Annotated in this window: 26 protein-coding genes; 8 read left to right on the top strand and 18 right to left on the bottom strand. The window is 67.6% G+C overall.

Annotated elements, in window-relative coordinates:
• Positions 1–5 precede the first annotated feature (5 nt).
• The 4 genes from ACFE77_RS07970 to ACFE77_RS07955 form a co-directional block, all read right to left on the bottom strand.
• On the bottom strand, positions 6–1,178 hold the full coding sequence (locus ACFE77_RS07970) for an HlyD family secretion protein (protein ID WP_375421103.1): 1,173 nt from the start codon (positions 1,176–1,178) through the stop codon (positions 6–8).
• Positions 1,175–2,839, bottom strand: coding sequence for an MFS transporter (locus ACFE77_RS07965; RefSeq protein WP_375421102.1), 1,665 nt, complete (start codon positions 2,837–2,839; stop codon positions 1,175–1,177). Before ACFE77_RS07965 ends, ACFE77_RS07970 begins: the two co-directional genes overlap by 4 nt.
• Before the next feature lie 178 nt (positions 2,840–3,017).
• Positions 3,018–3,410: a hypothetical protein gene (locus tag ACFE77_RS07960; RefSeq protein ID WP_375421101.1), complete on the bottom strand. Its 393-nt coding sequence runs from the start codon at positions 3,408–3,410 to the stop codon at positions 3,018–3,020.
• 61 nt (positions 3,411–3,471) lie between these two features.
• Complete coding sequence (locus ACFE77_RS07955; protein WP_375421100.1) at positions 3,472–3,960, bottom strand: pyridoxamine 5'-phosphate oxidase family protein; 489 nt, start codon at positions 3,958–3,960, stop codon at positions 3,472–3,474.
• Between the two features lie 181 nt (positions 3,961–4,141).
• Here ACFE77_RS07955 and ACFE77_RS07950 point away from each other — a divergent pair, with 181 nt between their 5' ends.
• A complete protein-coding gene (locus ACFE77_RS07950; protein ID WP_375421099.1) occupies positions 4,142–5,959 on the top strand; it encodes a DUF885 family protein in 1,818 nt (605 codons plus the stop codon).
• A gap of 19 nt (positions 5,960–5,978) precedes the next feature.
• Here the strand turns inward: ACFE77_RS07950 and ACFE77_RS07945 are convergent, their stop codons facing one another.
• The 4 genes from ACFE77_RS07945 to ACFE77_RS07930 all read right to left on the bottom strand — a co-directional run bounded on the left by ACFE77_RS07945 (position 5,979) and on the right by ACFE77_RS07930 (position 10,982).
• A complete protein-coding gene (locus ACFE77_RS07945; RefSeq protein WP_375421098.1) occupies positions 5,979–6,569 on the bottom strand; it encodes an NADPH-dependent FMN reductase in 591 nt (196 codons plus the stop codon).
• Positions 6,570–6,613: 44 nt separating this feature from the next.
• The gene (locus ACFE77_RS07940) at positions 6,614–7,900 is read right to left on the bottom strand and encodes a glycoside hydrolase family 130 protein (RefSeq protein WP_375421097.1); all 1,287 of its coding nucleotides are present in this window, start codon (positions 7,898–7,900) and stop codon (positions 6,614–6,616) included.
• A 94-nt stretch (positions 7,901–7,994) separates the two neighbouring features.
• Positions 7,995–10,601: a PAS domain-containing protein gene (locus tag ACFE77_RS07935; RefSeq protein WP_375421096.1), complete on the bottom strand. Its 2,607-nt coding sequence runs from the start codon at positions 10,599–10,601 to the stop codon at positions 7,995–7,997.
• Between the two features lie 189 nt (positions 10,602–10,790).
• A complete protein-coding gene (locus ACFE77_RS07930; RefSeq protein WP_375421095.1) occupies positions 10,791–10,982 on the bottom strand; it encodes a hypothetical protein in 192 nt (63 codons plus the stop codon).
• A 168-nt stretch (positions 10,983–11,150) separates the two neighbouring features.
• On the opposite strand from ACFE77_RS07930, the gene ACFE77_RS07925 reads away from it, so the two are divergent.
• On the top strand, positions 11,151–11,561 hold the full coding sequence (locus ACFE77_RS07925; protein ID WP_375421094.1) for a hypothetical protein: 411 nt from the start codon (positions 11,151–11,153) through the stop codon (positions 11,559–11,561).
• On the opposite strand, the gene ACFE77_RS07920 is transcribed toward ACFE77_RS07925, so the two are convergent.
• On the bottom strand, positions 11,558–12,919 hold the full coding sequence (locus ACFE77_RS07920; protein ID WP_375421093.1) for a sensor histidine kinase: 1,362 nt from the start codon (positions 12,917–12,919) through the stop codon (positions 11,558–11,560). The genes ACFE77_RS07925 and ACFE77_RS07920 overlap by 4 nt on opposite strands.
• Entirely contained in the window at positions 12,916–13,581 is a 666-nt protein-coding gene (locus ACFE77_RS07915) for a response regulator (protein ID WP_375421092.1), read from the bottom strand. The genes ACFE77_RS07920 and ACFE77_RS07915 overlap by 4 nt, the downstream gene beginning before the upstream one ends.
• 123 nt (positions 13,582–13,704) lie before the next feature.
• Here ACFE77_RS07915 and ACFE77_RS07910 point away from each other — a divergent pair, with 123 nt between their 5' ends.
• Complete coding sequence (locus tag ACFE77_RS07910; protein ID WP_375421091.1) at positions 13,705–14,253, top strand: hypothetical protein; 549 nt, start codon at positions 13,705–13,707, stop codon at positions 14,251–14,253.
• A gap of 52 nt (positions 14,254–14,305) precedes the next feature.
• Here the strand turns inward: ACFE77_RS07910 and ACFE77_RS07905 are convergent, their stop codons facing one another.
• The 4 genes from ACFE77_RS07905 to ACFE77_RS07890 are packed head-to-tail and all read right to left on the bottom strand — an operon-like array spanning position 14,306 to position 15,928.
• The gene (locus tag ACFE77_RS07905; RefSeq protein WP_375421090.1) at positions 14,306–14,794 is read right to left on the bottom strand and encodes a DUF427 domain-containing protein; all 489 of its coding nucleotides are present in this window, start codon (positions 14,792–14,794) and stop codon (positions 14,306–14,308) included.
• Positions 14,791–15,153, bottom strand: coding sequence for a thiol-disulfide oxidoreductase DCC family protein (locus ACFE77_RS07900; RefSeq protein ID WP_375421089.1), 363 nt, complete (start codon positions 15,151–15,153; stop codon positions 14,791–14,793). Before ACFE77_RS07900 ends, ACFE77_RS07905 begins: the two co-directional genes overlap by 4 nt.
• Positions 15,150–15,686, bottom strand: coding sequence for a TspO/MBR family protein (locus tag ACFE77_RS07895; RefSeq protein ID WP_375421088.1), 537 nt, complete (start codon positions 15,684–15,686; stop codon positions 15,150–15,152). Before ACFE77_RS07895 ends, ACFE77_RS07900 begins: the two co-directional genes overlap by 4 nt.
• Positions 15,683–15,928: a glutaredoxin domain-containing protein gene (locus tag ACFE77_RS07890; RefSeq protein ID WP_375421087.1), complete on the bottom strand. Its 246-nt coding sequence runs from the start codon at positions 15,926–15,928 to the stop codon at positions 15,683–15,685. The genes ACFE77_RS07895 and ACFE77_RS07890 overlap by 4 nt, the downstream gene beginning before the upstream one ends.
• Positions 15,929–16,132: 204 nt before the next feature.
• On the opposite strand from ACFE77_RS07890, the gene ACFE77_RS07885 reads away from it, so the two are divergent.
• Entirely contained in the window at positions 16,133–18,568 is a 2,436-nt protein-coding gene (locus tag ACFE77_RS07885) for a TonB-dependent receptor (protein ID WP_375421086.1), read from the top strand.
• Between the two features lie 52 nt (positions 18,569–18,620).
• On the opposite strand, the gene ACFE77_RS07880 is transcribed toward ACFE77_RS07885, so the two are convergent.
• Positions 18,621–18,953 (bottom strand): hypothetical protein, encoded by a 333-nt coding sequence (locus tag ACFE77_RS07880; protein ID WP_375421085.1) that lies wholly within the window; start codon positions 18,951–18,953, stop codon positions 18,621–18,623.
• 51 nt (positions 18,954–19,004) lie between these two features.
• Between ACFE77_RS07880 and ACFE77_RS07875 the strand changes: the two genes are divergently transcribed.
• Positions 19,005–19,337 carry a hypothetical protein gene (locus ACFE77_RS07875; protein WP_375421084.1) on the top strand — a complete coding sequence of 111 codons (333 nt, stop codon included), beginning with the start codon at positions 19,005–19,007 and terminating at the stop codon, positions 19,335–19,337.
• A gap of 82 nt (positions 19,338–19,419) precedes the next feature.
• Positions 19,420–21,555, top strand: coding sequence for a M3 family metallopeptidase (locus ACFE77_RS07870; protein WP_375421083.1), 2,136 nt, complete (start codon positions 19,420–19,422; stop codon positions 21,553–21,555).
• A gap of 10 nt (positions 21,556–21,565) precedes the next feature.
• On the opposite strand, the gene ACFE77_RS07865 is transcribed toward ACFE77_RS07870, so the two are convergent.
• Both ACFE77_RS07865 and ACFE77_RS07860 read right to left on the bottom strand, forming a co-directional pair.
• Positions 21,566–21,733: a hypothetical protein gene (locus tag ACFE77_RS07865; RefSeq protein ID WP_375421082.1), complete on the bottom strand. Its 168-nt coding sequence runs from the start codon at positions 21,731–21,733 to the stop codon at positions 21,566–21,568.
• A gap of 107 nt (positions 21,734–21,840) precedes the next feature.
• Positions 21,841–22,041 carry a hypothetical protein gene (locus tag ACFE77_RS07860; protein ID WP_375421081.1) on the bottom strand — a complete coding sequence of 67 codons (201 nt, stop codon included), beginning with the start codon at positions 22,039–22,041 and terminating at the stop codon, positions 21,841–21,843.
• Positions 22,042–22,180: 139 nt separating this feature from the next.
• Here ACFE77_RS07860 and ACFE77_RS07855 point away from each other — a divergent pair, with 139 nt between their 5' ends.
• The gene (locus ACFE77_RS07855; RefSeq protein WP_375421080.1) at positions 22,181–23,200 is read left to right on the top strand and encodes a glycosyl hydrolase; all 1,020 of its coding nucleotides are present in this window, start codon (positions 22,181–22,183) and stop codon (positions 23,198–23,200) included.
• Positions 23,197–24,333: a GDSL-type esterase/lipase family protein gene (locus tag ACFE77_RS07850; RefSeq protein WP_375421079.1), complete on the top strand. Its 1,137-nt coding sequence runs from the start codon at positions 23,197–23,199 to the stop codon at positions 24,331–24,333. The genes ACFE77_RS07855 and ACFE77_RS07850 overlap by 4 nt, the downstream gene beginning before the upstream one ends.
• On the opposite strand, the gene ACFE77_RS07845 is transcribed toward ACFE77_RS07850, so the two are convergent.
• Positions 24,287–25,155, bottom strand: an 869-nt coding sequence (locus ACFE77_RS07845; protein WP_375421078.1) for an SDR family oxidoreductase, incomplete at its 5' end; no start/stop codon positions are given. The genes ACFE77_RS07850 and ACFE77_RS07845 overlap by 47 nt on opposite strands.

Here is a 25,155-nt window from a genome sequence, read left to right as displayed (position 1 = left end):
GTCGATCATTGCGCCGCTGCGGTGTCGACCCGCGCCTGCACCGACATGCCCGGCCGCAATCGCTGCGCAAGCGGCTGGCCCGGATCGATGCGGATCCGCACCGCGATCCGCTGCGGCACCTTGGTGAAGTTGCCGGTCGCGTTGTCGGGCTTCAGCACCGCAAATTCGGATCCGGCCGCGGGCGAGATCCGCTCGACCCGCCCGGTCAACCGTTCGTTGGCGAGCGCATCCACCGTGAAGCTCGCGGGCTGGCCAACCGCCATCCGTGCGGTCTGCGCTTCCTTGAAGTTGGCGATCACCCAGGTCTCGGCGGGCACCAGGAACATCAGCTGCGATCCCGCGGTGACATATTGCCCGACGCGGACCCCGATCTCGCTCAGCCGACCGCCCTCCGGCGCGCGGATCACGGTATTGGCCAAGTCGATCTCCGCCAGCCGCCGCGCCGCCTCCGCACCCGACACCGCGGCCTGCTGTCCGCCGCGCCCCACCTGCACGGTGCGGATGTCCTGCCGCGCGATCTCTCGCGCAGCCTGCGCCTGCAGAACTTGGGCCTGCGCCTGGCGCAGCGCCGCCAGCGTCTGGTCGCGCTCGCGCAGCGACACCGATCCGTCGGTGACCAGGTCGTTCACGCGGTTCATGTCGGCCTGCGCGCGCATCAGCTGCGCACGCGCGTTCGCCACCGCGGCGTCCTGCACCGCCAGCGATGCGGTCCGCGATCGCGCGGTCTGCGCGGTGTTGGCGAGCGTAGCCTGCTGCGCGGAGACCTGCGCCGCGGCTTGATCGATCCGCTGTCGGTAGATGCGGTCGTCGATCGCCACCAGCGGCTGGCCGGGCGCGACGGTGTCGAAGTCGCGGACCAGCACCCGCGCGACATAGCCGCTGACCTGCGGGCTGATCACCGTCGTGCGGCCGCGCACATAGGCATTGTCGGTCTGCTGCTGCGCGGTGTTAAACGGGGGCAATTGCCACGCCGCGAGCACCGCGGCGACACCCGCGATCGTCAGCACCATCACCACGATCAGTGCACTGCGGCCGACCGCGGGCGGGCGCCAGCCCGAGGCGGCCGGCGGCGACGGCGCTGCCTCGGCCAGCCGCTCCTCGGTCGCCGGCGTCGCGGCGACCGGGGACGTCGCGGCGACCGTGGCGACGGGAGCGGGCGAGACGGTCGTGTCGGTCATGCGGGCACTCCAGCGGCGGCGGCGCTGCGCCGTTCGCGCCAGCCCCTGCGGATCAGGAGGAAGAGCAGATAGGCGGTGGTCGCTGCGGCAAGAAGGGCAATGAGGCGGAAAACATCGTTGAAAGCCAGTACGTTGGCCTCGCGCGTCGCGGTCTGTGACAGCAGCGCGCCGCCCTCCGCGGTCCGTAGCGCCGGGTCGCCGACGACACGGCCGACCGCGGCGCTCCCCGCGCCGAGCCGCTGGGTCACGATCGGGTTGGTGGGATCGATCGTCTGCACGATCGCCGCGCTGTGCGCCTTCTCGCGGATGCTCTGATAGGTGCCGAGCATTGCCGATCCGCCCAGCCCACCGATCGAGTTGATCACGCCGAACAGCGCGATGAAGCTGATGATATGGCCCGACCCGGCCTGCAGTGCCCTGGTCATCCCGAACAGCAGCGACGGCCCGAGAAAGAAGGTCGCCGCGAACGCGATCAGCGCCTGGGTGAGGTAGAGTTCGGGCGCGCGGGTGAGGCTGGTCGAATGCGAGTCCAAATAGGCGGCGATCGCGACGAGGCCGATCGACAGCATAACCGGATGTGCGAGCTTCTGGACGTTCAGCGTGATCGCGCTCGCCGCCACGCCGGCGATCGAGGTGAGCAGGATGATCGCGAACAGTGGCCGCAATTGATCGTTGTTCTGCCCCAGCACGTTCAGCAGGCCGACCGCGGCATAGGTTTGTTCGGACAGCACCACCCGCGCCATGATCGTGACGATCGTGAAGCGCACGATATCGGCGCTGCCGAGCCACCGCGTGTTGAGCAGCGGATTGGCGCGGCCATGCTCGATCACCAGCGCCGCCATCAGCATCGGGATTGCGATAACCAGCGCCCAACCGATCCACGCCGCCTCGGTCCACCACAGGATCCGCCCTTGGCCGAGCACCGCCGCGATCAGCGCGAGCGCACCTGCAAAGAGCGTGAACGTGACGAAGTCGAGCGGCTCGAACGCCGCACGGCGCTCGGTCGGCGGCAGACGCAGCAGGCTGACCGCGGCGAAGCACAGCACCGCCAGCCCGAGTTCGAACAGGTATAGCGTGCGCCATTCGGACGCGGCGAGCAGATCGGGCGAGAACAGCCGCGCCAGCGGCGTCGCACATTGCGGAATGCCGATACCGATCGCCACGGCCTTCAACCGCCATTTCGCGGGCAATGCCTGCATGATGTAATAGAGTGCCAGGCTCGACACCGCCGCGCCCGCCATGCCGCTGGCGGCCCGCACCGCGATCGCGGAGCCGAAGCCATGCACGAACAGATGCGCCAGCGTCAGCGCCGCGTACAACCCCAGGAAGATCATCGCGAACGGTCGCAGCCCATATTGCTGCCGAAATTTGATCAGCAGCAGGTTCACCGACACGTTGGTCATCACATAGGCGGTCGGCAGCCACGCGATCTCCGCGGGATCGAGCCCGAGCGACCCTTGCAGCGCAGTGGTGTTGACCGAGACGAGCGCGGTGCCGAGGCCGCCGGTGATCCCGAGCAACGTTCCGATCGCGGCGTAGGCGGTGCGGCGCGCGACGGGATGCTCGGGCGATGCCGGGGACCCAGGCAGCGCGGGACGCTCGTGTTCGGCGAACGTCCAATGTTCCTCGACGAAGAACTGCTTGAGGCGGGCGACCAGCATCGGCGTTTATACGCGTGGCTTGCCGATAAGTGGCACGTGATCCTCGCTCACAGAGCGGGGTAAGGGGCCGCTCACTAAGCGAAGGCGGGGCCGCAAAGGCGGGGCTGACCGCCTACCGCCCCTTCGTCAGCGCTGTACGCGGCCACCTCCCCCTAGCGGCGGAGGAGGAAATAGAGCGCTACTTGGCTTTCGCCGCCCTGGTGTAAGGCACGAACTCGCCCAATACGACGAACCCGCGCTGTATCCGTGATGCGCGGTCAACAAGGTCGATCGTGTCGATGCTGCACAGCTGCGATCCGGTCACGCGCGTGACCAGGATGTCGTCGTCGTCGAGCGACTCCGCGCCCGATCGCGGTTCGTTGACGTAGAGCCGGCCGCCGCTGCCGTAGATGATCGCCCTGCCCTCGATGATCCGGCTCGAATTAGTCGATGGCAGGCTGATGCAGTTGACCGGCTTGCCGGCATCGCGACCCGCGAGCGCCTTGCGCAACTGCGTGTCCGGATCGTCGCGCGGAGCGGCCAGGGCGGGGGTGGCAACCAACGTTGCCGCGAGGAGCAAGGTCTTGAGCATGGGTCCGGATACCTCGCCGCTCCTGAACCGCGGCTTAGCGGTCAGGAGCGGTGGCAAGAGGTCAGAGCGTCACTTCGGCGATGTTGTCGCGGTAGTCCTTCTTGGGATCGACCCCGAGCAGCGCCTTCACCCCGGCGACCAGGCTAGAGCCGTCGAGCCAGATCTCGGCCCTTTCGGTGTCGAGCCGGAGCAGCGCGAGCTTGGGATCGTCCTTGCCGCCTTCGTACCAGGCAGCGACATAAGGGTTCCACAGCCGGTCGATCGTGGCGCGGTCGTTGTGCACCGACAGCGATCCATGGATCGTCGCCCAGATGTCGTGCCCCTTCGACACGAAGGTCGCGATCGCGCGATCGTTCCGCGCGAGCAGGTCGATCAACGTGTTGTCCTTCGACGCGAAGACGTAGAGCGGCCCGTGGTTCTCGTCGCCGTCGACCAGCGCGGTCATCGGGCGGGCGTGGCCGTCCTCGACGCCGTCGAGCCCGAGCATGATCGTGCGGTCCGATCGCAGGGCTTTCCAGAACTTGGCTTCGATTTCCTGGTCGCTCGGCATCGCTCGTCTCCTGGTTGCGGTAGTCGGGGCAGAACGGCCGGTGGCGGTCGCTGTTCCAAGCGGCGCCAGGCTAACGTATGATATGATCGCGTACCTAGGCGGCGGTGAGGCAAGCGGGGTTGCACCGCCGCGCCGACCTCGCCAGACGTGGCGCGTAACGTCGCTAGCAAGGATCGAGCGCATGGATCGTCGGCTTTTCCTCATGTCGGGCGTCGCCGCCGCCGGGCTGACCCTCACCGGCGAGCGGGCCGCCCTGGCTCAAGCGGCGAAAGCCGCGCCGTCGCCCGGCGATGCCCGCCTGACCGCCGCCTTCGATCAGGTGCTCGCGCAGGACGTGCGGTCCGCACCGGAACTGGCCACATCGCTGGGGCTGGATACCGGCGCGAACGCCGATCTGCGGCGCAAGCTCGACGACAATAGCGAAGGCGCGATCGCCGCGGATCTCGCGCAGAACCGCGCCGCCCGCGCCAAGGTCGCCGGGATCGATCCCGCGACGCTGTCCGCCCAGGCGCGGATCGACCGCGAGGTCGTGCTCTACAACATCGATTCCAAGATGGTCGGGCCGTCGCGCTTCGGCGTGTCGTCGCCGCAGGGGCCGTATCTGATCACCCAGCAGGACGGCGTCTATTTCGCGCTGCCCGACTTCCTCGATTCCACGCACCCGGTGAAGACCGTTGCGGACGCCGAGGCGTATCTCGATCGGCTGTCGCTGATGGGCCAGCAGCTCGATAACGAAACTGCCGGGCAGCGCCGCGCGGCCGCGAAGGGGCAGGTCGCGCCCGATTTCTCGCTCGATCTCGCACTCGGCCAGATGGCGAAGCTGCGCGCGCCCGCGGCGGCGGACAACCAGTTGGTCCAGTCGCTCACCAGCCGGGCGACTGCCGCGGGTCTCGCGGGCGATTGGGGCACGCGCGCCGCGCGCATCGTCGAGGCGCAGGTCTATCCCGCGCTCGACCGCCAGATCGCCTTCGTGAAGACCTTGCGCCCGACTGCGCGCAGCGCCGCAGGGGTCTGGGCGATCCCGGACGGCGAGGCGATCTACGCCGCGGCGCTGGCGCAGGCGACGACCACCACCTTGTCGCCCGACGAGGTGCACCGCATGGGGCTGCAACAGGTCGCGGAGCTGTCCGCGCAGCTCGACCCGATCCTGCGCAGCCAGGGGCTGACCCAGGGCAGCGTCGGCGCGCGGCTCGACCAGCTCAACCGTCAGCCGGCGCAGCTGTTCGCGAACACCGATGCGGGCCGTACCGAACTGCTTGCGAGTCTCAACGCCGGCGTCCGTTCGATGCAGACGAAGCTGCCTCAGGCCTTCACCAATCCGCCCAACGCGCCGCTCGAGATCCGCCGCGTCGCGCCTGAGATCCAGGATGGTGCCCCGAACGGCTATTATTTCCGCGCGCCGCTCGATGGATCGCGTGCGGCGATCTACTGGATCAACCTCAAGAGCGTCCACGACTGGCCGAAATACACGTTGCCTAGCCTGACCTATCATGAAGGCGTGCCGGGGCATCATCTCCAGATCTCCACCGCGCAGCGCGCGCCGACCCACACGCTGCGCAAGATCGCGTTCTTCAATGCGTATCTGGAGGGCTGGGCGCTCTATGCCGAACAGCTGGCGGACGAGCTCGGCGGCTACGCCTCGCCGGTGGAGCGCGCGGGGTATCTGCAGTCATTCCTGTTCCGTGCCGCGCGGCTGGTGGTGGACACCGGCATCCACACCAAGCGGTGGACCCATGATCAGGCGACCCGCTACATGGTCGACACCGTGGGCTTCGCGCCCGGCAGGTCGCAGCGCGAGATCGAGCGGTATTGCGTCTCGCCCGGTCAGGCCTGCAGCTACAAGATCGGCCACGCGGCGTGGCTGCGCGCGCGCGACAATGCCCGCCGCATCGCGGGTTCGCGGTTCGACCTCAAGCATTTCCACGACGTGCTGGAATCGGGTGCGATGCCGCTGTCGATGCTCGAACGGATCGTCGAGGAGCGCGCCCGCGCGGTCTGACCCGCGCGGGGCGGGCTGGTTAATAGGGGACGGGGCGTCGCTCGCGCTGGATGCGGGCAGCCTCGGTCCACCACGCCAGGTCGTCGGCGAAGCGCGGAAAGCTCTTCTCGAGCGCTGCGCCGCCGTCGCCGGTCGGCCGCGCGTCGGCGTCGATCGCGTGGCTGATGCCGCCGACCAGGATCGAGCTGGAGATCACCACCATCCCCATCTCCGACAGCGTGCCGTGCCAGGCGAGCCCCGCCCGCGCGCCGCCGACGCGCCCCGCCGAATAGCTCGCGATCGCCGCGGGCCGCCAGAACCACTCCTCCAGGAAATGATCGGTCAGATTCTTGAGGCCGGGCTGGACGCCCCAATTATACTCGCCCGCGACGAACACGAACGCGTGCGCACCGCGGATCTTGCCCGCGAGTTCCTCCAGCGCGGCGGGCGCCTCGCCGGCGGGATATTCCTTGTACATGCGGTCGAGCATCGGGAGGTCGAACTCCCTGGCGTCGATCAGCTCGACATCGGCGCCCCGCTCGGCGAACGCGCTCACCAGGTAGCGGGCCAGTCGGATGCCCTGCCGATCGCGGCGGTACGATCCGTAGAAGACGAGGATGCGGTCGGCCATTGGTGACTCCAGGGGCAGCAGTGCGGGAAGGGGCGAGCGCGGAGCTAGTCCATGCAGGCGAGCAGATCGTCGACCGACAGCGTCCCGAACGCGGAGAAGCTGTCCGCGACCGCATAGGGCAGCAGCATCGTCCGCTGCTGGACGAGCGCCCCGCAGCTATAGACGACGTTGGGCACATAGCCGTCGCGCTCGTGCGGGCTCGGCGCGAGCACCGGGCGCGGCGTTCGCGCCAACAGCTTGGACGGGTCCTGCTTGTCGAGCAGGCAGGCGCCGATGCAGTAGTTGCGCACCGTGCCGACCCCGTGGGTGAGCACCAGCCAGCCCTCGTCGATCTCGATCGGCGATCCGCAATTGCCCATCTGCACGAACTCCCAGGGGAAGCGCGGCTCGATCAACTTGGCGCCGCCGTCCCAGTGCAGCAGGTCGTCGGACACGTTGAGCCAGATGTTCTTGTTGTCCTGCCGCCCCAGCGTCACGTAACGCCCGTCGATCCGCCGCGGGAAGATCGCCATGCCCTTCGCGCTGGCGACGTCGCCGGTCAGCGCGCGCATCTGGAAGCGGGCGAAGTCGGTCGTGGTCAGCAGTTCGGACCGTGCCTCGGCACCGCTAAACGCGGTATAGGTGCCGTGATAGGCGACGCTGCCGTCGTCGTCGACGAAGCGGACGAGGCGCATGTCCTCAATGCCCTGGCGCTGGCTCGGCAGGATCGGGAACAACACCGTCTCCGATATGCTGCGTGATCCGCCGCAATCGAGCCGCACCGCATCGTCCGATCCGCTCCCCTTCGCGATCACCGGCGGGACGGATGTCGTGCCGGGATCGTCGATCGTCAGGTCGCCGCCCGGCACCCAGACGCCGGTCCGGAACGTCACCGACGACACATGGCCTTCGCCGACCCCGCGCAAGGACAGCACGAAGCGCACCGCGCCCGCCGGGACGCCGCTCTGGTCCGGATGCGGCACCGCGCTGGGGTTGAACAGCGCCGCGGCCTCATAGGCATATTCCTGGCTGAAGTACGCACCGATCAGCCGCTGCTGCTCGGGGGAGGGGGTCAGCCCCGCCGGCATTTGCGGCGCGATCTGTTCGAACCGGCGTTGCAGCGTCACGTCGACTTCGCGGTGGTGCTCGTCCAACGAGGCGGTGACCCCGGTCAGCTGCCGCTCGAGCTCCTCCGCGTCGAGCCCCATGATCATCTCGATCGTTTCCGACGTGCGCGTCCGGCCCTGATCGAAGCCGCGCGGATAGCCGGGTTCGAAGGGGCGGACGACGGTACGCGAGGGATCGGGCTTCAGGACGACATCGTAGAAATCGACATGCGCGCGCTCGGTCATTCGCTATCCTTGGTTCGTTGCCCCGGCGCATAACGGGCGGTCACTGCGTCCGTTGCAAGGAGGCATGGTAAACCGTGCGTTGCCCAGGCGGCGATCAGTCGAACGCCGCCATCGGAACGACATCGGGCAGATCCATCTCGCCTAGCTTGGCCATCAGGTCGGCCTGCCGAAACGGCTTGACCAGCCGGGGCAGGTCGGGCGCGACCCCCTGCACCTCGGCGTAGCCCGAGATGATCAACGCGCGCGTCGCCGGGTAGCGCTCGCGCACCTTGTGGACGAAGTCGGTGCCGTTCAGCCCCGGCATCAAATGATCGGTGACCAGCAGGTCGAATGCCAGCCCGTTGTCGACCAGCCGCAGCGCATCTTCGGCACAACTTGCCTCGACCACCGCATAGCCGAGGTCGGCGAGCATGTCGGCGGTGCTCGCGCGCACCAGATCCTCGTCGTCGACGAGCAGCGCGGTCCCCGCGCGCACCTTCATCGGTGCGACGACGACATCGGGCGCACCCTCCACACGCTCGCCGGTGGTCGGCAGCCACAGGTCGATCCGCGTGCCGACGCCCGGCTTGCTGTCGATCGCGAGCGCCCCGCCCAGTTGCGCCGCAAGACCGTGCACCATCGACAGGCCGAGCCCGGTTCCGCGCCCGATCCCCTTGGTCGAATAGAATGGCTCCACCGCGCACCTGGCGGTCTCCTCATCCATGCCGACCCCGGTGTCCGCGACCGACAGCCGGACATAGCGGCCGGGCGCGAGCCCGACCCCGTTCGCTGCGTCCGCCGTATCGGCGCGTGCTGCGATCGTCAGCCGGCCGCCCTCGATCATCGCGTCGCGTGCGTTCACCGCCAGGTTGAGGATCGCCATTTCGAGCTGGTTCGCGTCGGCGACCGCGGTCGGGATGTCGGCGGCGATATCGACGATCACCTTGGTCTTCGGGCCGGACGTGCTGGCGATCAGGTCGGCCATGCCGCCGATCAGCGCGCTGACGTCCACCGGTTTAGGCTGGAGCGGCTGGCGACGCGCGAAGGCGAGCAGGCGCTGCACCAGCAATTTGGCGCGTTCTGCGGATTGCAGCGCGCCGTCGATCAGCCGGCGCTCGCGGTCGTCGCCCAACCCCTTGCGCTGGAGCATGTCGAGCGAGCCGACGATCGGGGTGAGCAGATTGTTGAAATCATGCGCGACCCCGCCGGTCAGCTGGCCCATCGCCTCCATCTTCTGCGCCTGACGCAACGCGGCTTCGACCTGCTCGCGCTCGAGGATCGCCTGCGCGATCCGCGTTTCGAGCGTCGCGTTCAGCTCGTGCAACGCCTCTTCGGCGCGCTTCGCTTCGGTGATCTCCTCGGCCGACACCGTGATGCCGACGACCTCGCCTGCGGCATCGCGCAGCGGCAGCCAGCTTTCCCGCCACGTCCGGACCACGCCGGGTTGCGCCGGGGTAGTGCCCGCGAACTCGACATTGTGCAGTGCCTCGCCTTGCAGCACGCGCTGCATCGCCTGGAGCGCCTGCTCGTCGAGATCGGGAACGATTTCGCGAACCGTGCGGCCGATATGATCGGCGGCAGGACGGCCGTTGATCTCCGCGAGCCGATCGTTGATCCGGACGAAGCGCATCTCGCGATCGAACACGCAAAGGCCGACCGGCGCGGCATCGTAGATCGCGATCAGCTCGTCGGCGCGCATCCGCGACAGCGCCTCGCTCACGTGCAGCCCCTGCTCCGCGGTTCGTCGCGCGATCGCGGCGCGGGTGCGTTCGGCAAACGCGCGGACGAACGCGATCTCCTCGTCGGTCCAGCGCCGGGGCGTGGCCGAGTGCACGAACAGTTGCGCGGTGGTGCGGCCCTGCTCGACGACCGGGATGTCGAGGAACGCACGCACCCCTAAAGCCGCGAACGCGGCGCGCGATCCGCTAGTCCGTGTATCCGTGTTCGCATCGGCGCAGGCGACCGCCTGCCCCTCGCGGAGCTCGTCGATGTAGCTGCCGTAATCGTCGAAACTGTGGACGCCGGCGGCACTCGCGAAACCCGGCGCGGTCCAGTCGCGATCTACCGTGATCGTGCCCGCCCCCGGGTTCATCATCCCATAGCCGACCCGCACCGCGCCGAGCGCCTCGCCGAGCAGTTCGGACGCCGCGAACGCCAGTTCGGTCGGAGTCGACACGTCGCCAAGCCGCTGGTCCAGCTCCAGCAACACGTCGCGCCGACGCACCGCCAGCACCTCCGACGTGCTTTCGGTGCAGGCGCAGAACATGCCTGCCACCCGCCCGCTCTCGTCCCGCACCGGTGAATAGCTGAAGGTGAACCAGGTCTGTTCGTCGTCACCGTTGCGCCGCATCAGCAGCGGCAGGTCGCGACGATAGATCGCCTCACCGGCCAGCGCCGCGTCGACCAGCGGTGAGATGTCGGACCAGATCTCCGCCCAGATATTCTGGAAGCGCGCGCCCAATGACTGCGGGTGCTTGGCGCCGAGGATCTGCGCATAGGCATCGTTGTAGACCACGCCGAGTTCGGCGCCCCACGCCACGAACATCGGAAAGCGCGAATTGAGGAGAAGTCCGACGACCGATCGCAGCGATTGCGGCCAATCCGTCGGATCGCCGAGCACCGACGTTCGCCAATCGTGCGTGCGCATCAGCTCGCCCATGACGCCGCCACCCGACAGAAAGTCGAGCGTTGCGGAAGGGTCGGCCGGGTCGAATGGTCGCATCTGAGAGCTCGGATCTAGGTGTCGATCGCGCCGCTCGTTCTTCGCCGATCTTAACGCTCACGCACTGGTTGCACGCATGCGACAGAAAGAAAACAGGTAGACGAATACATCGACTAGTTTCGCCGACGAGCAAGCTTGGTTCTGCGAAGGTTTGCGAAGATCGGAGCGTTGTCGCGACGCGCCGCTAGCCTATCGAACGAGCGCCATCGCGGCCACGATTACCGATGATCCCGCGAACGGCCCGATGAACAGCACCAGCAACAACCAGCCGATGATCCGCATCATCAACCGTTCCTCCCGCGGCGTCAGCTTGGCCGGCGGTCGGGCAGGTGGACCGGATCCATCGGGCGCCGGTGGCCATAGCGTGGAGTCGAAGAACATCGGCAGACCTTAGCATGCTGTGCTTGCTGGCTTGGTGCGAAATCAGACTAATGCAACGCAGGATGAACGATCTTGGCACTTCGCGTTAATGCTTGGGGGGTTAGCGGGACCATGCGATCCGACTGCAACCGGATCGTCCTAGTACTGGCGCCCGTCGCGTGTTGCGTATTGCGGCGGGCGCCGCTTTTTCCGGCCTGCGTGGACGGGGAAACCTTCGTCGATCGAGTCCGTTGGCAGCAACGATCGATGATGGAGATTAAAGTGGCCGAAGCGACCTTCAAACCCAACAAGGAAATGGCCGCGGCCGCCAAGCGCGGCCTGAAGCTGCGCGAGAAGTTCGGCCGTGGCGGCACCGATGTCGGGGTGCGCCGCGCAGAGCAACTCGTCGACGGCGCCGAACTCGACGAAGCCGACGTCAAATCGATGCACAGCTATTTCGCGCGGCATGCCGTCGACAAGGAAGGCGCGGCGCATCAGTGGGATTCGGATGAGGACCCATCCGCCGGATTCATCGCCTGGCTTCTCTGGGGCGGCGATGCGGGCAAGAAATGGGCGGACGCGAACGCAGCGAAGCTCTAGCGATCGCGGCGCAGGTCGCCTGGCAGGAGCAGCGTCACGGACAGGCCACCGAGTATCGAAGACGTCGCCAGCGCGAGCGAACCGCCGTTCAGCTCGGCGAGCTCGCGGGTGATCGATAAGCCGAAGCCATAGCCTTCGCCGCGCTCGTCCAGACGGCGACCCGGTGCCAATGCATCATCACGCGCTGAAGCAGGAATGCCGGTTCCGTCGTCGTCGATCCGGACTTCAATCGCGGTGCCTATGGCTGCGACGCCGATCGCGATCGCGGAGCGTGCGTGGCGCCACGCATTGTCGAGCAGGTTGCCCAGCATCTCGTCCACGTCCTGCGCGTCGACCGTCACCATGGCGTCCGGCCACACATCCACTGTCACCGCGATCGCCGCGTCGGCATGGATCCGGTGCATCGCCGTGATCAGGCCATCGACCGCCGTGCCTACCCGCGTGCTGGCTCGCGTCGAAACGCCTGGCGTAGCGGCGCGGGCGCGCCCGAGATGATGCCGAATGCTGCGATCGATCTGCGCAACCATCGCGCTGAGGCTCCCGTCCGGATCGCTTCCGCTTTCCGCCAACCTGACGCCGAGCGCGGCAAGCGGCGTCTTCAGCCCGTGCGCCAGATTGGCGACATGGCGGCGCGCGTGCGCGAGCCCGGCCTCGTTCTGATCGATCAACGCGTTGAGTTCGTGCGCGAGCGGCGCGAGTTCGAACGGCTGGTCGGCCGGGATGTGCCGCGCGCGTCCAGCCCGCACGTCCGCCAGCGCGGCGCTGATCGCGCGCAGCGGTCGCAACCCGACGCGCAGCTGCACGCCGGTGGCCAACGCCAGCGCGGCGCCGAGCAACGCCAGCGACACGAGCAGCGGTGTCATCGCCTCGCGTAGCGGCGCCAGCGCGACTCGGCGCGGCCCGCTGGCAACTAGCGTCACCGGCCCCGCATCGGTCGCGACGATCATCTCGCGGCGATGGACCGGCTCGCCCGATGAGGCGACGCCGTCGCGCGGTTCGGGACGCGCGTGGCGATGATCGGCGCCTTCTCGATTTCGCCCCGGAAATGGCTCCCGCAGCACGATCGCGTCGCCGCCGGTCCAGGATCCTGCGGCGCCCCGGACCCGCCAACCCCAGCCCGAAGCGCGATCGGCAAAAACGGGCAGGTCGACGATGCGTGTCCGGTCGAGCGTGCCGTCGGGTCGCACCGCCCGCGCCAGCATCGACAATTCGGCGTCGAGCTGCTGATCCAGCCCGCGGATTACGAAGCGTTCCAGCACATGACCGATGCCGATCGCAGCGAACAGCAACGCCGCGAGCGTGGTCAGCGTCGACAGCGCCAGGAGCCGCCCGAACAGCGACCGCGGCACTATCGTCATGCCGCCCCCGCGGTGACGCGGTAGCCGCGCCCGCGCAAGGTCTCGATCATCGTCGCGCCGATCTTCTTGCGGAGCCGCCCGATGATCACCTCGACCGAGTTCGAATCGACCTCGGCATCGCCTTCATAGACCCGCTCGATCAGCTCGCCGCGCTCGATCACCACCTCCGGGCGGAGCATCAGCGCCGACAGCACGCGCCATTCGAGCGCGGTCAGCTTCAGCGGCAGTCCGTCGAGTTCGAACGTTCCCAGGTGCGCGTCGAATGCCAGGCGGCCGCAGATCACGACCGATCCGGCATGGCCCGCTGCGCGGCGGACCAGCGCGCGCAACCGCATGATCAGTTCCTCGACGCGGAACGGCTTGGTGAGGTAATCGTCGGCGCCCGCCTTGAACCCCGCGACCTTCTCCGACCAGCCGTCGCGCGCGGTCAAGATAAGCACCGGCAGCGGCACGCCCGCCGCGCGCCATTCGCGAAGCACCGTCACCCCGTCCTTCTTGGGCAGACCGAGATCGAGCACCGCGACATCGTACCGCTCGGTCGCGCCGAGATGCGCGCCGTCTTCGCCGTTGTTCGCAACATCGACCGCGAAGCTTTCGCCGCGCAACGCGCGCGCGATGCCGTCGGCGAGCGTCGCATCGTCCTCGACCAGCAAAATCCGCAATCACCCGTCCCTTCGCCGGCAACCTATCCGCCGATCCCCAATGCAAGCTGAACGGCGCGGTTCAGAGAGGCGGTGGCGCCGCGCTGTAGAAGGCACCGCATCGACACCAAGAGGAAATCGTCAATGACCGATAGCATCAACCATCCCGAAACCGCCCGTCGCCCGCTGCCGATCGGCCGCCGCGGCAAGTTCGCGCTCGTCGGTGCAGGATTGCTCGCCCTCGGCGGCGCGGCAGGCGCCGTGGTGATGGCAGAGAGCCGCCCGCAGGTGACGATGGCGCCGGTCCAGCCGATCGCGATCCGTGCGCTGGCCTCCGACGAGATCGTCACGATCCGCGGTCGCGTCGCCGAAATCTACGGCAACAATTTCATCATGGCCGATGCCAGCGGGCGGGCACTGGTCGAAACCGGGCGCGAGGGCGAGGACGGCAAGCTCGTGACGATCGGGGAGCCGGTCACCGTGCAAGGCCGCTTCGACCGCGGCGTGGTTCATGCGGCGTTCCTGGTCGCGCCGGGCAACAAGATCACCGCGCTGGGCCCGCTCGGCGGGCCTCGGCAGGGGCGCCACGGTTCCGGAGACCCGCTTGGCGACGATCATGGGCCCGGCCGCGATGGCCCACCGCCTATGCCCGCGCCGCGTGGCGCCGCTGCACCGCCCTCTGCTGCGCAATGAGGTGAGGAAAGGATAGGGCGGGCCGGTGGCGCGCCTTGCCCTCTTCAGCCGGCTACCAGAAGCGGCTGCCGGGAATGCCCTTGAACGGACCGGCGATATCGGCGGTGATCCAGCCGCCATAGAAGCCGCCGGGCTGGGGGCTCACCCGTTCGCCATCGACGAGGCAAGCGTCGAACGGCGCGGCGTAGAACGCGATGTGATCGCGCAGGATCATGAATGCCGCGCTTGGCGTCGGATAGCTCCACGCCACGTCGCGGAACACCTCGCCCGCGATCTCCACGTCGTAATAGATCGCGTGTCCCTTCCACTCGCAGAACGAGGTGCGATCGGACCGCCGGAGCGCCGACATCAGGATGTCCGCCGGCGGCAGGTAGTAGCTCGGCGGGTGGCTGGTCTCCAGCGTGCGGACCGCGTCGCGGGTATCGGCGAGCACGACGCCACGGTGTTCGATGCGTACGCGGCGGCGCGCAGGCTCGGCGATCGCGGGACGCGGGTAATCCCACACGCTCTCCTGGCCCGGCTCGGCAACCTCCGGCGTCACGCGTTCCGCTCCAGCTTGCGCGCGACCACTTGAAGCGACGGTCGCACCCGCAGGAACAGGCGATAGCTACGTTCCAGGACCGCCAGCACCAGCGGATTGCGCGCGGCGAGGCCCAGTGGGCGCAGCGACGGGATCGCGCGCCACATCGCCGCGAACGCTGCCGCGCCCGACAGCATCCGGCCGTCCTCGCGCGCATGGAATCGAGCGAGCAGCGCGTCGCGATCTGCGGGGCAGGTCGATTCCGCTTCGCTCGCGTCGATGAACTCGATCGCCCCGACGCGATCGAGCCGGCGCATCAGCGCGATCTCGCGTCGGCAGAGCGGGCACGATCCGTCGTGCCAGACCGTCAGTCCGCTCACGTCGTCGCGTAGTTCGGCGCGCGATTGCGTTCCCAGATCCGCTCCGCCAGCAGCGTCGCGAAGCCCAGCCAGGCGACGAACGGCACGCCGACCGCGGCGGCGGTGCGATCGACACGGGCGGCGGCAGCGACATAGCCGCCGCCGCTCGCGATCATCGCGCCCGACGCAAGCGCGCTCGGTCCGAGCTCACGCTTGCGGAAGAACAATTCGGTCCAGCCGCCGATCATCGCGGTGTTGAGCAGCCACAATCCGACCGCGAGGTTGCGCGGCGCATCGGCCGGCTTGCGAAGCAACCGGTAGCCGCCAACCGCCAGTCCGCTTTCCAAGACCGGCCAGACCGCGCCGAACACCGCATCCGGCGGCGTGTAGCTCGGCTTGTCGAGCCGCTTGTACCAGCGGCGGATGCCGGGGTGCGACGGGTCCGGGGCGTTGCGCCGCCCGAGCAACGCGCTCGCGCCAAGCACACCCGCGACCGCCGCCAAAGCCAGCCCGCGCGACATTCCCGGCGATGCTATCGGAACAGGCGTGCTCATGCCGCCAGATAGCGTTCGAGATCGTCGCTGCCGCCGATCCGTTCGCCGTCGATGAACACCTGCGGCGTCGTCGCGACGCCTTCCTGTTGCTCGAACGCGTCGACCTCCTCGCGCGACCGCAGCACGCGGTCGTCGACGGCATAGCCGTGCCGTTCGAGCATTTCCTTGGCGCGAACACCGAACGGGCAGACATGATCCGGCAGGATCATCCGGTACAAGGTGGCGCTCTTCTCGTCGGGCATGATCACGATCCTCACTGCGGACGACGGGTCCGGTGACGCTATAGCGAAGCAGCGCAGCGAGCGTTCCTCGTGTCGGCGGTGTTCGTCGTCGTGCGATCGCGCTGTCTTCGAATTGAAACCTCGCTGTCACCGGCGAGTAGCATCGGGTGCCTAGCAGAGCCTGGTCATGGACGCTCATCGAGAGCGCCGGTCAGGGGAAATCACATGAATTCGCGCTCCAAGCTGTTCGCCGGCCTGTTGTCCGGCGCCGCCGCTCTGTCCTTGTCGCATGCCGCACCCGCCTACGCCCAGGCGGGGCCGTCCGACGTTGCCGTGCCGGACGCCGATCGCGCCGCGCCCGTCGCGGCGGCCGATGGCGACGACACCCAGAGCGATATCGTCGTCACCGGCACCGCCACGCGGTCGGTCACCCAGGTGACCGGGATCGAGATCCAGAAGATCCTGCCCGGCGTCAGCCCGTTGAAGGCGTTGCAGACGCTGCCCGGCGTGACCTTCCTGACGGCGGATCCATGGGGCAACAACGAACAGAATATCTCGCTGTTCATCCACGGCTTCAACGCGCAGCAGCTCGGCTACACGCTGGACGGCGTGCCGCTCGGCGACCAACAATATGGCAATTACAACGGCCTCTCGCCGCAGCGTGCGATCATCTCGGAGAACGTTTCGCGGGTGACGCTGGCGAGCGGTGCGGGCGATCTCGGCACCGCATCGACCAGCAATCTCGGCGGCACCATCGACACCTTCTCCAGCGACCCGCGCAGCGAGGCGGGCGGCGAAGTCCAGCAGACGCTCGGCAGCTATTCCACCTCGCGGCTGTTCGCGCGGCTGGACACCGGCACTTTCGGCAACGGCAACTCGTTCTACATCGCGGGCCTGCGCCAGAAGGCGAAGGCTTGGGACTTCAACGGCATCCAGGGCGGCTATCAGGCCAATGCGAAGTTCGTCCATGACGATAGCAACGGCAAGCTGACGCTCTACGCGGCATTCTCCGACAAGATCGAGCCCAACGAGGACGCCACCGTCATCACCGTCGCGAACCGCGCCACCGCACCCTATGCGCGGCCGTTCCTCTATCCCGATTTCGGGGGTGCGCTGCGCTATCTGTCGTCGGGTGCGTACCGCGCGGCCGGGCCCAACTACCGCAACTATTACAGCGACGCGCAGCGCACCGACTATCTCGGCTACGCCAAGTACGACTGGCGGGTCGACGACAAGGTCACGCTCAGCAACCAGGCCTATTATCATCACGACGACGGCGTCGGCGTGGTCGCGGGGCCGATCGACGTCGCCGGCCTGCCGCAGCTCTTCTCCTTCTACTTTCCCGGCACCGGTGGCAGCCCGACCTCGCCCGCCAATCTCGCGCGGTTGAGCCAGGTGTTCGGTGGCTCGGGCTTCGCGACGCGCACCACCGAATATCGGATCGACCGTGGCGGGCTGGTGTCGAGCGTCCAGCTCGATCTCGGCAACCACAAGATCGAATTCGGCGCCTGGTACGAACATCAGAGCTCGGCGGCGTATCGTCGCTGGTATCCGCTGCCGATCAACGATCCGTCGACCCCGTATCAGCGCCCGCGCGAGAACCTCACCCCGCTGATCACCCAATATCACAGCGAGATCCGCGTCGACGAATACCAGACCCACATCCAGGACAACTGGCAGGTCCTGCCGACGCTGGCGGTGACCGCGGGCTTCAAGTCGACCTTCCAGAATGCGCGGCAGCGCGTGCCGGTGCAGCCGATCCCGGGATCCTTCGCCGGATCGGTCGCGCTGCCGGTCGGCGCGATCAACACCCACAAATACTTCCTGCCCCAGATCGGCGCGCTGTGGAACGTCACCGACAGCGAGGAGATCTTCGCCAACGCGCAGCAGAATATCCGCCAGTTCCAGACCAGCGCCGCTGCCGGCCTCTCGCCGTTCGCGCTCGGCAGCCAGGCAGCGTTCGACCTGTTCAAGCGCGACGTGAAGCCGGAGACCAGCTGGACCTACGAAGCCGGCCTGCGCACCCGCCGCACCGTCCAGTTTGGCCCGATCACCGGCTTCGACGGCCAGATCAGCGCCTACCATGTCGATTTCAGCAATCGCCTGCTCGGGACCAGCCCGACGCCGGTGATCGCCTCGATCGTCAGCGGCGCGGCGTTGCTCGCCAATGTCGGCGGGGTGAAAACCGATGGCGTCGATATCGCGGGCACGCTGCGCTTCGGGTCGCACTTCTCGTTCTACGACGCGGTGTCGTACAACCGTTCGCGCTATCAGGACAATTACGCGACGGGCACCGCCACCGTCGCCACCGCGGGCAAGAACGTGCCCGGATCGCCCGACTGGCTCAACAAGTTCGTCGCCAGCGCCAATTACGGGATCTTCGACGCCCAGCTCGTCGGCGACTATATCGGCAAGCGTTACGCGACCTACACCAACGATCTGTCGGTGCCGGCTTATTTCACGATGTCGGGCCGCCTCGGCGCGCGGATCCCGCTGGAGGATGGTGGCATCCTGCGTACCGCCAACGTCAGCCTCAACGTCACCAACATCACCAACAAGCGCGCGGCCTCGACGCTGAGCATCGGCGCCGCGTCGGGCACCTTCAACCAGTTTCCGGTGGCGCCGCGTCAGGTGTTCGGCACGATCAGCGTCGGCTTCTGACGGCCGCGCTATCGTAATCGGCGCGATCATCGTGGGTACAGGTCGAAATGCTCTATGATGCGGGCATGAAGACACGACCGAGCAGGATCTGGCTTGTCGCCGCAGTGGTGGCGACAAGCGCGTGCGGTCCGACGCCGCAGTCCGCGACCGACGTTCGGGCGGCGGCGTCGCCAGCCCCGACGAGCGTCGCACGGCCGCCGACGGTACCGCCGCGCACGTTGTCGTGCGCGGCGGAGATCGGCGCGGCCTCGGCGGCCAAGCGGGTGACGATCTGCCGCAACGTTTCGCCGGCGACGCATCCCCCGTGCAATGCGGCGAACAGCTGCGCGATGATCGAGGGAGAGATCGCGCGCAGCTGTGCATTGTTCGAGGGCATGGGTTGCACGCCCGCTCCCAAGAGCCCGGCGGCGGCGGCCGAGCTGGTCCGCCGCTATTATTGGCGATCAACGCCCGCGATTATGCCACCGCCTGGACGTCATGGGGCGACGACGGCCGGCCGGGAAAGACTTACGCCGCGTTCGTCAGGGGCTTCGCGCATACCCGCTCGACCCGTGTGACGATCGGGCGGCTCGAACCGGGTGATGCCGGGGCCGGATCGATCTACCAGCCGGTGCCCGTCACCGTCGACGCGACGCTCGACGACGGCACGCGGCAGCGGTTCGTGGGCAGCTATGTCGTCCGCCGGGTCAACGATGTCGACGGGGCCACCCCCGCGCAATTGCGCTGGCATCTCGGCTCGGCCGATCTGCGCCGCGTGCCGATCGGCTGACGCAGGCGCGGCCAAGGCCGTTTGCAAAGTCGCATCGAGCTTCTACCAAGGCGGCAACCATGCACCCGATGTCGGAGCCTCCATGCGCATCATGTTCCTCGCCACCGCCGCCGCGGTCGGCCTCCTCCTGCCTGTCGTAAGCGTGACCGCGCAGGGCAACGCCGCCGCCACGACGACCGCCGACGCCGCCAACCCTGCGATCGCGCCATGGAAGGGGCCCTATGGCGGGGTGCCGCCCTGGGACCAGGTGAAGCCCGAGCAGTTCCCGGCCGCCTTCACGCAAGCCATCGCGCTGCGCCGCGCCGATTACGCGAGGATCAGCGCCAATCCTGCCGCCCCCAGCTTCGACAACACCATCGTCGCGATGCAGCGCGCTGGCCGTGACCTGCAGCGGGTCAGCACGCTGTTCGGGGTGATGACCTCGAACGTGACCACGCCGGCCTATCAGGCGCTCGACAAGGAATGGTCGCCCAAGCTCGCGGCGGCGAACGACGAGATCACCTTCGACAAGCCGCTCTTCGCGCGGATCAAGGCGGTCTATACCGGTCGTGCGAAACTCGCCCCCGATCAGGCGCGGCTGACCGAGCGGATCTATGACAGCTTCGTGCGCCAGGGTGCACAGCTCGACGCGACGCAGAAGGCGCAGCTCGGCCAATACAACCAGCAGCTGGCGTCGCTGTTCACCGGCTTTTCGGCCAAGGTGCTCGCCGATGAGAACACCTTCATCGTCGTCGACAGCGACGCGCAGATGGCTGGTCTCTCCGACAGTCAGAAGGCGTCGGCGAAGGCTGCGGCGGACAAGCGCGGGCTGGCGGGCAAGTGGGTGATCGTCAATACCCGCTCCAGCGTCGATCCGCTCCTGACCTTCGCGTCGGATCGGGCGTTGCGTGAAAAGGTGTGGAAAGCGTTCAAGAACCGCGGCGACAATGGCGACGCCAACGACACCAATGCCGACATCGCCGCTATCATGAAGCTGCGTGCCGATCGTGCGCGGTTGCTCGGCTATGCCACGCACGCAAACTGGCGGATGTCGGACACCATGGCAAAGGATCCCGCCAAGGCGATGGACCTGATGCTGCGGGTCTGGAAGCCGACCGTCGCGCGCGTCCGCGAGGAAGTCGTCGACATGCAGGCGATCGCCGCCAAGGAGGGCACGCCGATCACCGTCGAGCCCTGGGATTACCTCTATTATGCGGAGAAGGTCCGCAAGGCGAAGTACGACCTCGATCAGAACGAGCTGAAGCCGTACTTCGAGCTAAACAACATGATCCAGGCCTCCTATTGGTCTGCCGAGCAGCTCTACGGCATCACCTTCACCGAGATCACCGGCAAGGTGCCGACCTTCAATCCCGACGTCCGCGTGTGGGAGGTGAAGGACAAGGCGACCGGCGCGTTCCGCGGGCTGTTCTATCGCGACGATTTCGCCAGCGGCGGGAAGCGGTCGGGTGCGTGGGCGAATGCGTATCGCAGCCACGAGACGTTCGACGGCAAGAAGACCGTGCTGAGTTCGAACAACAACAACTTCGTTCGCGGCGCGCCCGGCGAGCCGGTGCTGATCTCGCTCGACGACGCGCAGACGCTGTTCCATGAATTCGGTCACGCGCTCCACGCGCTGCTGTCCGAGGTCAAGTATCCCGGGCTCGGGAACACGCCGCGCGACTATGTGGAATATCCGAGCCAGGTGAACGAATATTGGGTGCTGACCCGGCCGGTGCTCGATCGCTTCGCCAAGCACTACAAGACCGGCGCGCCGATGCCGGCGGCGCTGCTGAAGAAGGTCGAGGCCGCGGCGAAGTTCAACCAGGGCTACCAGACCGCGGAATATCTATCCTCCGCGATCGTCGACATGAAGATGCACCTGATCCCCGACGGCGTCATCGATCCCGACAAGTTCGAGCGTGAAACGTTGACGGAGATCGGAATGCCGCGGGAACTGGCGATGCGCCACCGGCTGCCGCAGTTCAATCACCTGTTCTCGAGCGACGCCTATTCCGCGGGCTATTACAGCTATCTGTGGTCGGACACGATGGCCGCGGACACCGGCGCGGCGTTCACCGAGGCCGGCAACCCGTACGATCCGGTGGTCGCCGCCAAGCTGCGCAAATACATCCTCGCGCCGGGCAATTCGTCCGACCGCGCCGAGGCATATCGGCAGTTCCGCGGCCGTGCTCCGGACGTGAAGGCGCTGCTGGAAAAGCGCGGCTTCCCGACCGGGTGAGCCGCCAAGATCAGACGATGCTTAGCCGCGGTCGCATCTGCTGCCGCGCAAGCCTCGCGTAGTTATCGGCAAGATCGTTGTGGATCGCGGCGGCACGCGGATCGGTCGCGCGAGCGGCCTGTTCACGTTCCTTCTGCTCGCGCCGTGCGAAGTAGCTGCCCGTGTTCGACTCGTTCATGGTCGTTCTCCCCTGTGAAGAACTAGCCGGGCGGCACGGGCGTGCTTTGATCCACGTATAACTTGGACGCTTTTCGTATTGCGCTAGATTAGTGTGACGCGTCGAACTTAAATTCGGTGGCTGTCCAGTTTCCATTCGATCTGCTTGCGCTGCCCGATCGCGCGCAATCCGATCTCGCTCAGCCGTTCCGACAGCTCGACGGCTGCCTCGCCCGTCATGGTGAAGGCGATACCGTCCCGGCTGTCGACGAGCACCATGCCCTCGACGGCCTCGACCTGGGGTGGCTGTTCGATCGCAGATGCAGACATCGATAATCTCCCGATTACATAACAACGGGCAAGGCGTGCGATTGGGTGCAAACAATTGATGCCGAACGCATAACCGTCGACAGGTTTCAGCCGCCCGGCCTATGACAGCGGGCATACGACACGTAGCGGGACGATCAGGATGCTGACGAGACGAGACACGATCACCGGGATGGCAGGGGCCGCGGCGACGTTGGCGCTGCCCGCACAACTCGGCGCGCGTCCGCTCGAAAGCCCGGCCGCGCGCACGCTGAGCAACCCCCGCGCGAGCCCGGAGGCGCGGCGTCTCTATGCCTATCTGTGGAGCCTGTACCGCAGCAAGACGCTGACCGGGCAGCAGGAGCAGAACTTCACGCCGCAGGGCTCGCGGATGGAGCTCGACTATCTCCAGCGCGTGACCGGCGAGCAGCCCGCGCTGGTCGGGTTCGATTATATCGAGCCGAAGGACGAACTGGCGGTGAACGAACGCGCCACGGCCTGGTCGCGATCGGGCGGGATCGTCAGCATCTGCTGGCATTGGGGCGCACCCGACATCGGCACCGGGTACGAGAATTCCAAGAAGGACTTCGACGTCGCCGCCGCGCTGAAGCCCGGAACGCCCGCCAACGTCGCGATGATGCGCGACATGGATCATATCGCCGGCTTGTTGGCGGTGCTGCGCGACCGCCGCGTACCGGTGCTGTGGCGTCCCTTCCACGAATTCAGCGGCGACTGGTTCTGGTGGGGCAAGCATGGGCCCGACGCGCTGAAGGCGCTGTGGGCGCTGATGTACGATCGCTACACGCGGGTTCATCGCCTCGACAACCTGGTGTGGGTGCTGGGCTGGGCGGGGCAGAATGTCGACGCCGCCTGGTATCCCGGCCGCGAGACGGTCGATATCGCGGGGGCGGACATCTATGCCAAGGATCACGGCAATCTCGCGCCGATGTTCGCGCAGGTGAAGGCGATCGTCGGCGACAGCGTGCCGATCTGCCTGCACGAAAACGGGCCGGTGCCCGATCCTGCGCTGCTGGGTCCCAAGGCGGACTGGCTGTGGTTCATGACCTGGCACACCCGCTGGCTGACCGGCCGCGACCAGAACACGCCGGAACTGCTCAAGCAGTATTTCGCGTCGGATCGCTACGTCACCAAGGACGAACTCCCCGCATGGCTGAAGGCATGAGGAGCATCGCGATACTGATCGCGCTCGGCCTCACCGCTGCGGCGCCCGTGGTCACCGTCACCCCTGTGACGTCCGGGGTCGGCACCGCAAGGCCGCTGCCGCTGCATGTCGGGGGCAGGGTGGCAGCGTCGGCGGACGGGCTGCGGCGCCAATGGCCCGGCAGCTATTTCGAGGCGTCCTTCAAGAGCCGCGAGGCGCTGATGAAGGTCGGGCCCGGCGACGCGACGCTGCACGTGTTGGTCGACGGCCGGACCGTGACGACGCTCGTCAAGCCACGGCCCGGCCTCTACCGGATCGGCGATCTGGCGAGCGGACCCCACCGGCTGCGGGTCGAAGTGGCGAGCGAGAGCCAGGCCGCGCCGACCGTGTTCGGCGGGTTCTACGCCGCAGCGGCTCGGCCGACGCCGGCCCGTGCGCGGCAGATCGAGTTCATCGGCGATTCGCACACCGTCGGCTACGGCAACACCTCGCCCAAGCGCGAGTGCACCCAGGCGGAGGTCTGGTCGACCACCGACACGTCGCAGGGCATCGCGGGCATCACCGGGCGGCGCTACGATGCCGATTACCGCGTCAACGCGATCTCGGGTCGCGGCGTGGTGCGCAACTATAACGGGTTCGCGGCCGACACCCTGCCCGAAGCCTATCCCTTCGTCCTGTTCGACAAGGCCGAGCGTGCCGCGGATCGCGGCTGGCACCCGCAAATCTATGTCGTCGCGCTCGGCACCAACGACTTCACCACGCCCCTGCACGCCGGCGAGAAGTGGCGGACGCGCGCCGCGCTGCATGCCGATTTCGAGGCGAGCTATGCCGCCTTCCTGCGCCGCCTGCGTGCCCGCGATCCCGCCGCGCATGTGCTGGTCTGGGCGACCGACATGGCGGGTGGCGAGATCGCCGCGGAAGCGCGCCGCACGGTCGATCGGCTGCGCGGGGAGGGGATGAAGAACATCGTCTTCGCGCCGGTCACCGGCCTCGCGCTGTCCGGCTGCAACTCACATCCGTCGGTTGTGGATGACGAGCGGATCGCGCAGACGATCGCCGCGTATATCGACACGCACGCCGGGCTGTGGCGGCGCGGCGCCGCCGCGGTCAGGGGATCAGCCGGTCGGCGCGGAGCCGCTCGAACAGGTCGATAAAGGCGTCGTCGGTCGGCTGGTAGGCGGTGAAGCCGAGCCGCCGGCTCTCGCTCATATCGGTCACCACTTCGATCGGGCGTCCGAGATCGGCATCGGTGTGCCAGGCCGATGCCAGCCGGGCGAGATCGGGCTCGACGAGCCGCTCGCGCTCGGCGATCGCCCGCCAGATCGGCTCGGCGCCCTGCATCTGGGTTTCCAGCGGCCGTACCTCGCCGTCGAAGGGTGCGGGTTCGACCCCGAACCACGCCGCGATCCGGCCCCACATCCAGCTCCAGCGGAAGACGTCGCCGTTGACGACGTTGAACGCCTCGTTGCGCGCCGTCGGCGTCGTCGCAGCCCAGAGGAGATGCTCGGCGAGCAGCGACGCGTCGGTCATGTCGGTCAGCCCCTCCCATTGCGCGGCGGACCCCGGGAAGCGGAACGGCTGGCCGGTCTCTCGGCAGAGCGTGGCGAACACCGCGAGCGTGGTGCCCATATTCATCGCGTTGCCGACCGCCTTGCCGATCACGGTATGCGGCCGGTGGACGCTCCATCCGAACCCGTCGCGCTCGGCCGCGGCGAAGACCTCGTCCTCCTGCGCGTAATATAAGTTCTCGATGTCGAGCCGCGGCTGATCCTCACGGAACGGTGTCTGCGGCAGCGCGCCTTTGCCGTACGCCTCGAACGGCCCGAGATAATGTTTGAGACCCGTGACCAGCGCGACGTGCCGCGTGCTGCCACTGGGGCGCAACGCGTCGAGCAGGTTGCGGACCATCGCCGAATTGACGCGGATGTTCTCCGCCTCGCTGTCCTGCCGCAGCCAGGTGGTGATGAACACCGCGT

The sequence above is a fragment of the uncultured Sphingomonas sp. genome (assembly GCF_964243315.1).
In the GTDB taxonomy this organism is placed as follows: Bacteria; Pseudomonadota; Alphaproteobacteria; order Sphingomonadales; family Sphingomonadaceae; genus Sphingomonas.
This window is presented reverse-complemented; position numbering and strand designations above follow the sequence as displayed.

Bases quoted from the DNA above. Each gene is read 5' to 3' on its own strand.
- ACFE77_RS07970 (WP_375421103.1), bottom strand. From the start codon at position 1,178: ATGACCGACACGACCGTCTCGCCCGCTCCCGTCGCCACGGTCGCCGCG.
- ACFE77_RS07965 (WP_375421102.1), bottom strand. From the start codon at position 2,839: ATGCTGGTCGCCCGCCTCAAGCAGTTCTTCGTCGAGGAACATTGGACG.
- ACFE77_RS07960 (WP_375421101.1), bottom strand. From the start codon at position 3,410: ATGCTCAAGACCTTGCTCCTCGCGGCAACGTTGGTTGCCACCCCCGCC.
- ACFE77_RS07955 (WP_375421100.1), bottom strand. From the start codon at position 3,960: ATGCCGAGCGACCAGGAAATCGAAGCCAAGTTCTGGAAAGCCCTGCGA.
- ACFE77_RS07950 (WP_375421099.1), top strand. From the start codon at position 4,142: ATGGATCGTCGGCTTTTCCTCATGTCGGGCGTCGCCGCCGCCGGGCTG.
- ACFE77_RS07945 (WP_375421098.1), bottom strand. From the start codon at position 6,569: ATGGCCGACCGCATCCTCGTCTTCTACGGATCGTACCGCCGCGATCGG.
- ACFE77_RS07940 (WP_375421097.1), bottom strand. From the start codon at position 7,900: ATGACCGAGCGCGCGCATGTCGATTTCTACGATGTCGTCCTGAAGCCC.
- ACFE77_RS07935 (WP_375421096.1), bottom strand. From the start codon at position 10,601: ATGCGACCATTCGACCCGGCCGACCCTTCCGCAACGCTCGACTTTCTG.
- ACFE77_RS07930 (WP_375421095.1), bottom strand. From the start codon at position 10,982: ATGTTCTTCGACTCCACGCTATGGCCACCGGCGCCCGATGGATCCGGT.
- ACFE77_RS07920 (WP_375421093.1), bottom strand. From the start codon at position 12,919: ATGACGATAGTGCCGCGGTCGCTGTTCGGGCGGCTCCTGGCGCTGTCG.
- ACFE77_RS07910 (WP_375421091.1), top strand. From the start codon at position 13,705: ATGACCGATAGCATCAACCATCCCGAAACCGCCCGTCGCCCGCTGCCG.
- ACFE77_RS07895 (WP_375421088.1), bottom strand. From the start codon at position 15,686: ATGAGCACGCCTGTTCCGATAGCATCGCCGGGAATGTCGCGCGGGCTG.
- ACFE77_RS07890 (WP_375421087.1), bottom strand. From the start codon at position 15,928: ATGCCCGACGAGAAGAGCGCCACCTTGTACCGGATGATCCTGCCGGAT.
- ACFE77_RS07885 (WP_375421086.1), top strand. From the start codon at position 16,133: ATGAATTCGCGCTCCAAGCTGTTCGCCGGCCTGTTGTCCGGCGCCGCC.
- ACFE77_RS07870 (WP_375421083.1), top strand. From the start codon at position 19,420: ATGCGCATCATGTTCCTCGCCACCGCCGCCGCGGTCGGCCTCCTCCTG.
- ACFE77_RS07865 (WP_375421082.1), bottom strand. From the start codon at position 21,733: ATGAACGAGTCGAACACGGGCAGCTACTTCGCACGGCGCGAGCAGAAG.
- ACFE77_RS07860 (WP_375421081.1), bottom strand. From the start codon at position 22,041: ATGTCTGCATCTGCGATCGAACAGCCACCCCAGGTCGAGGCCGTCGAG.
- ACFE77_RS07855 (WP_375421080.1), top strand. From the start codon at position 22,181: ATGCTGACGAGACGAGACACGATCACCGGGATGGCAGGGGCCGCGGCG.
- ACFE77_RS07850 (WP_375421079.1), top strand. From the start codon at position 23,197: ATGAGGAGCATCGCGATACTGATCGCGCTCGGCCTCACCGCTGCGGCG.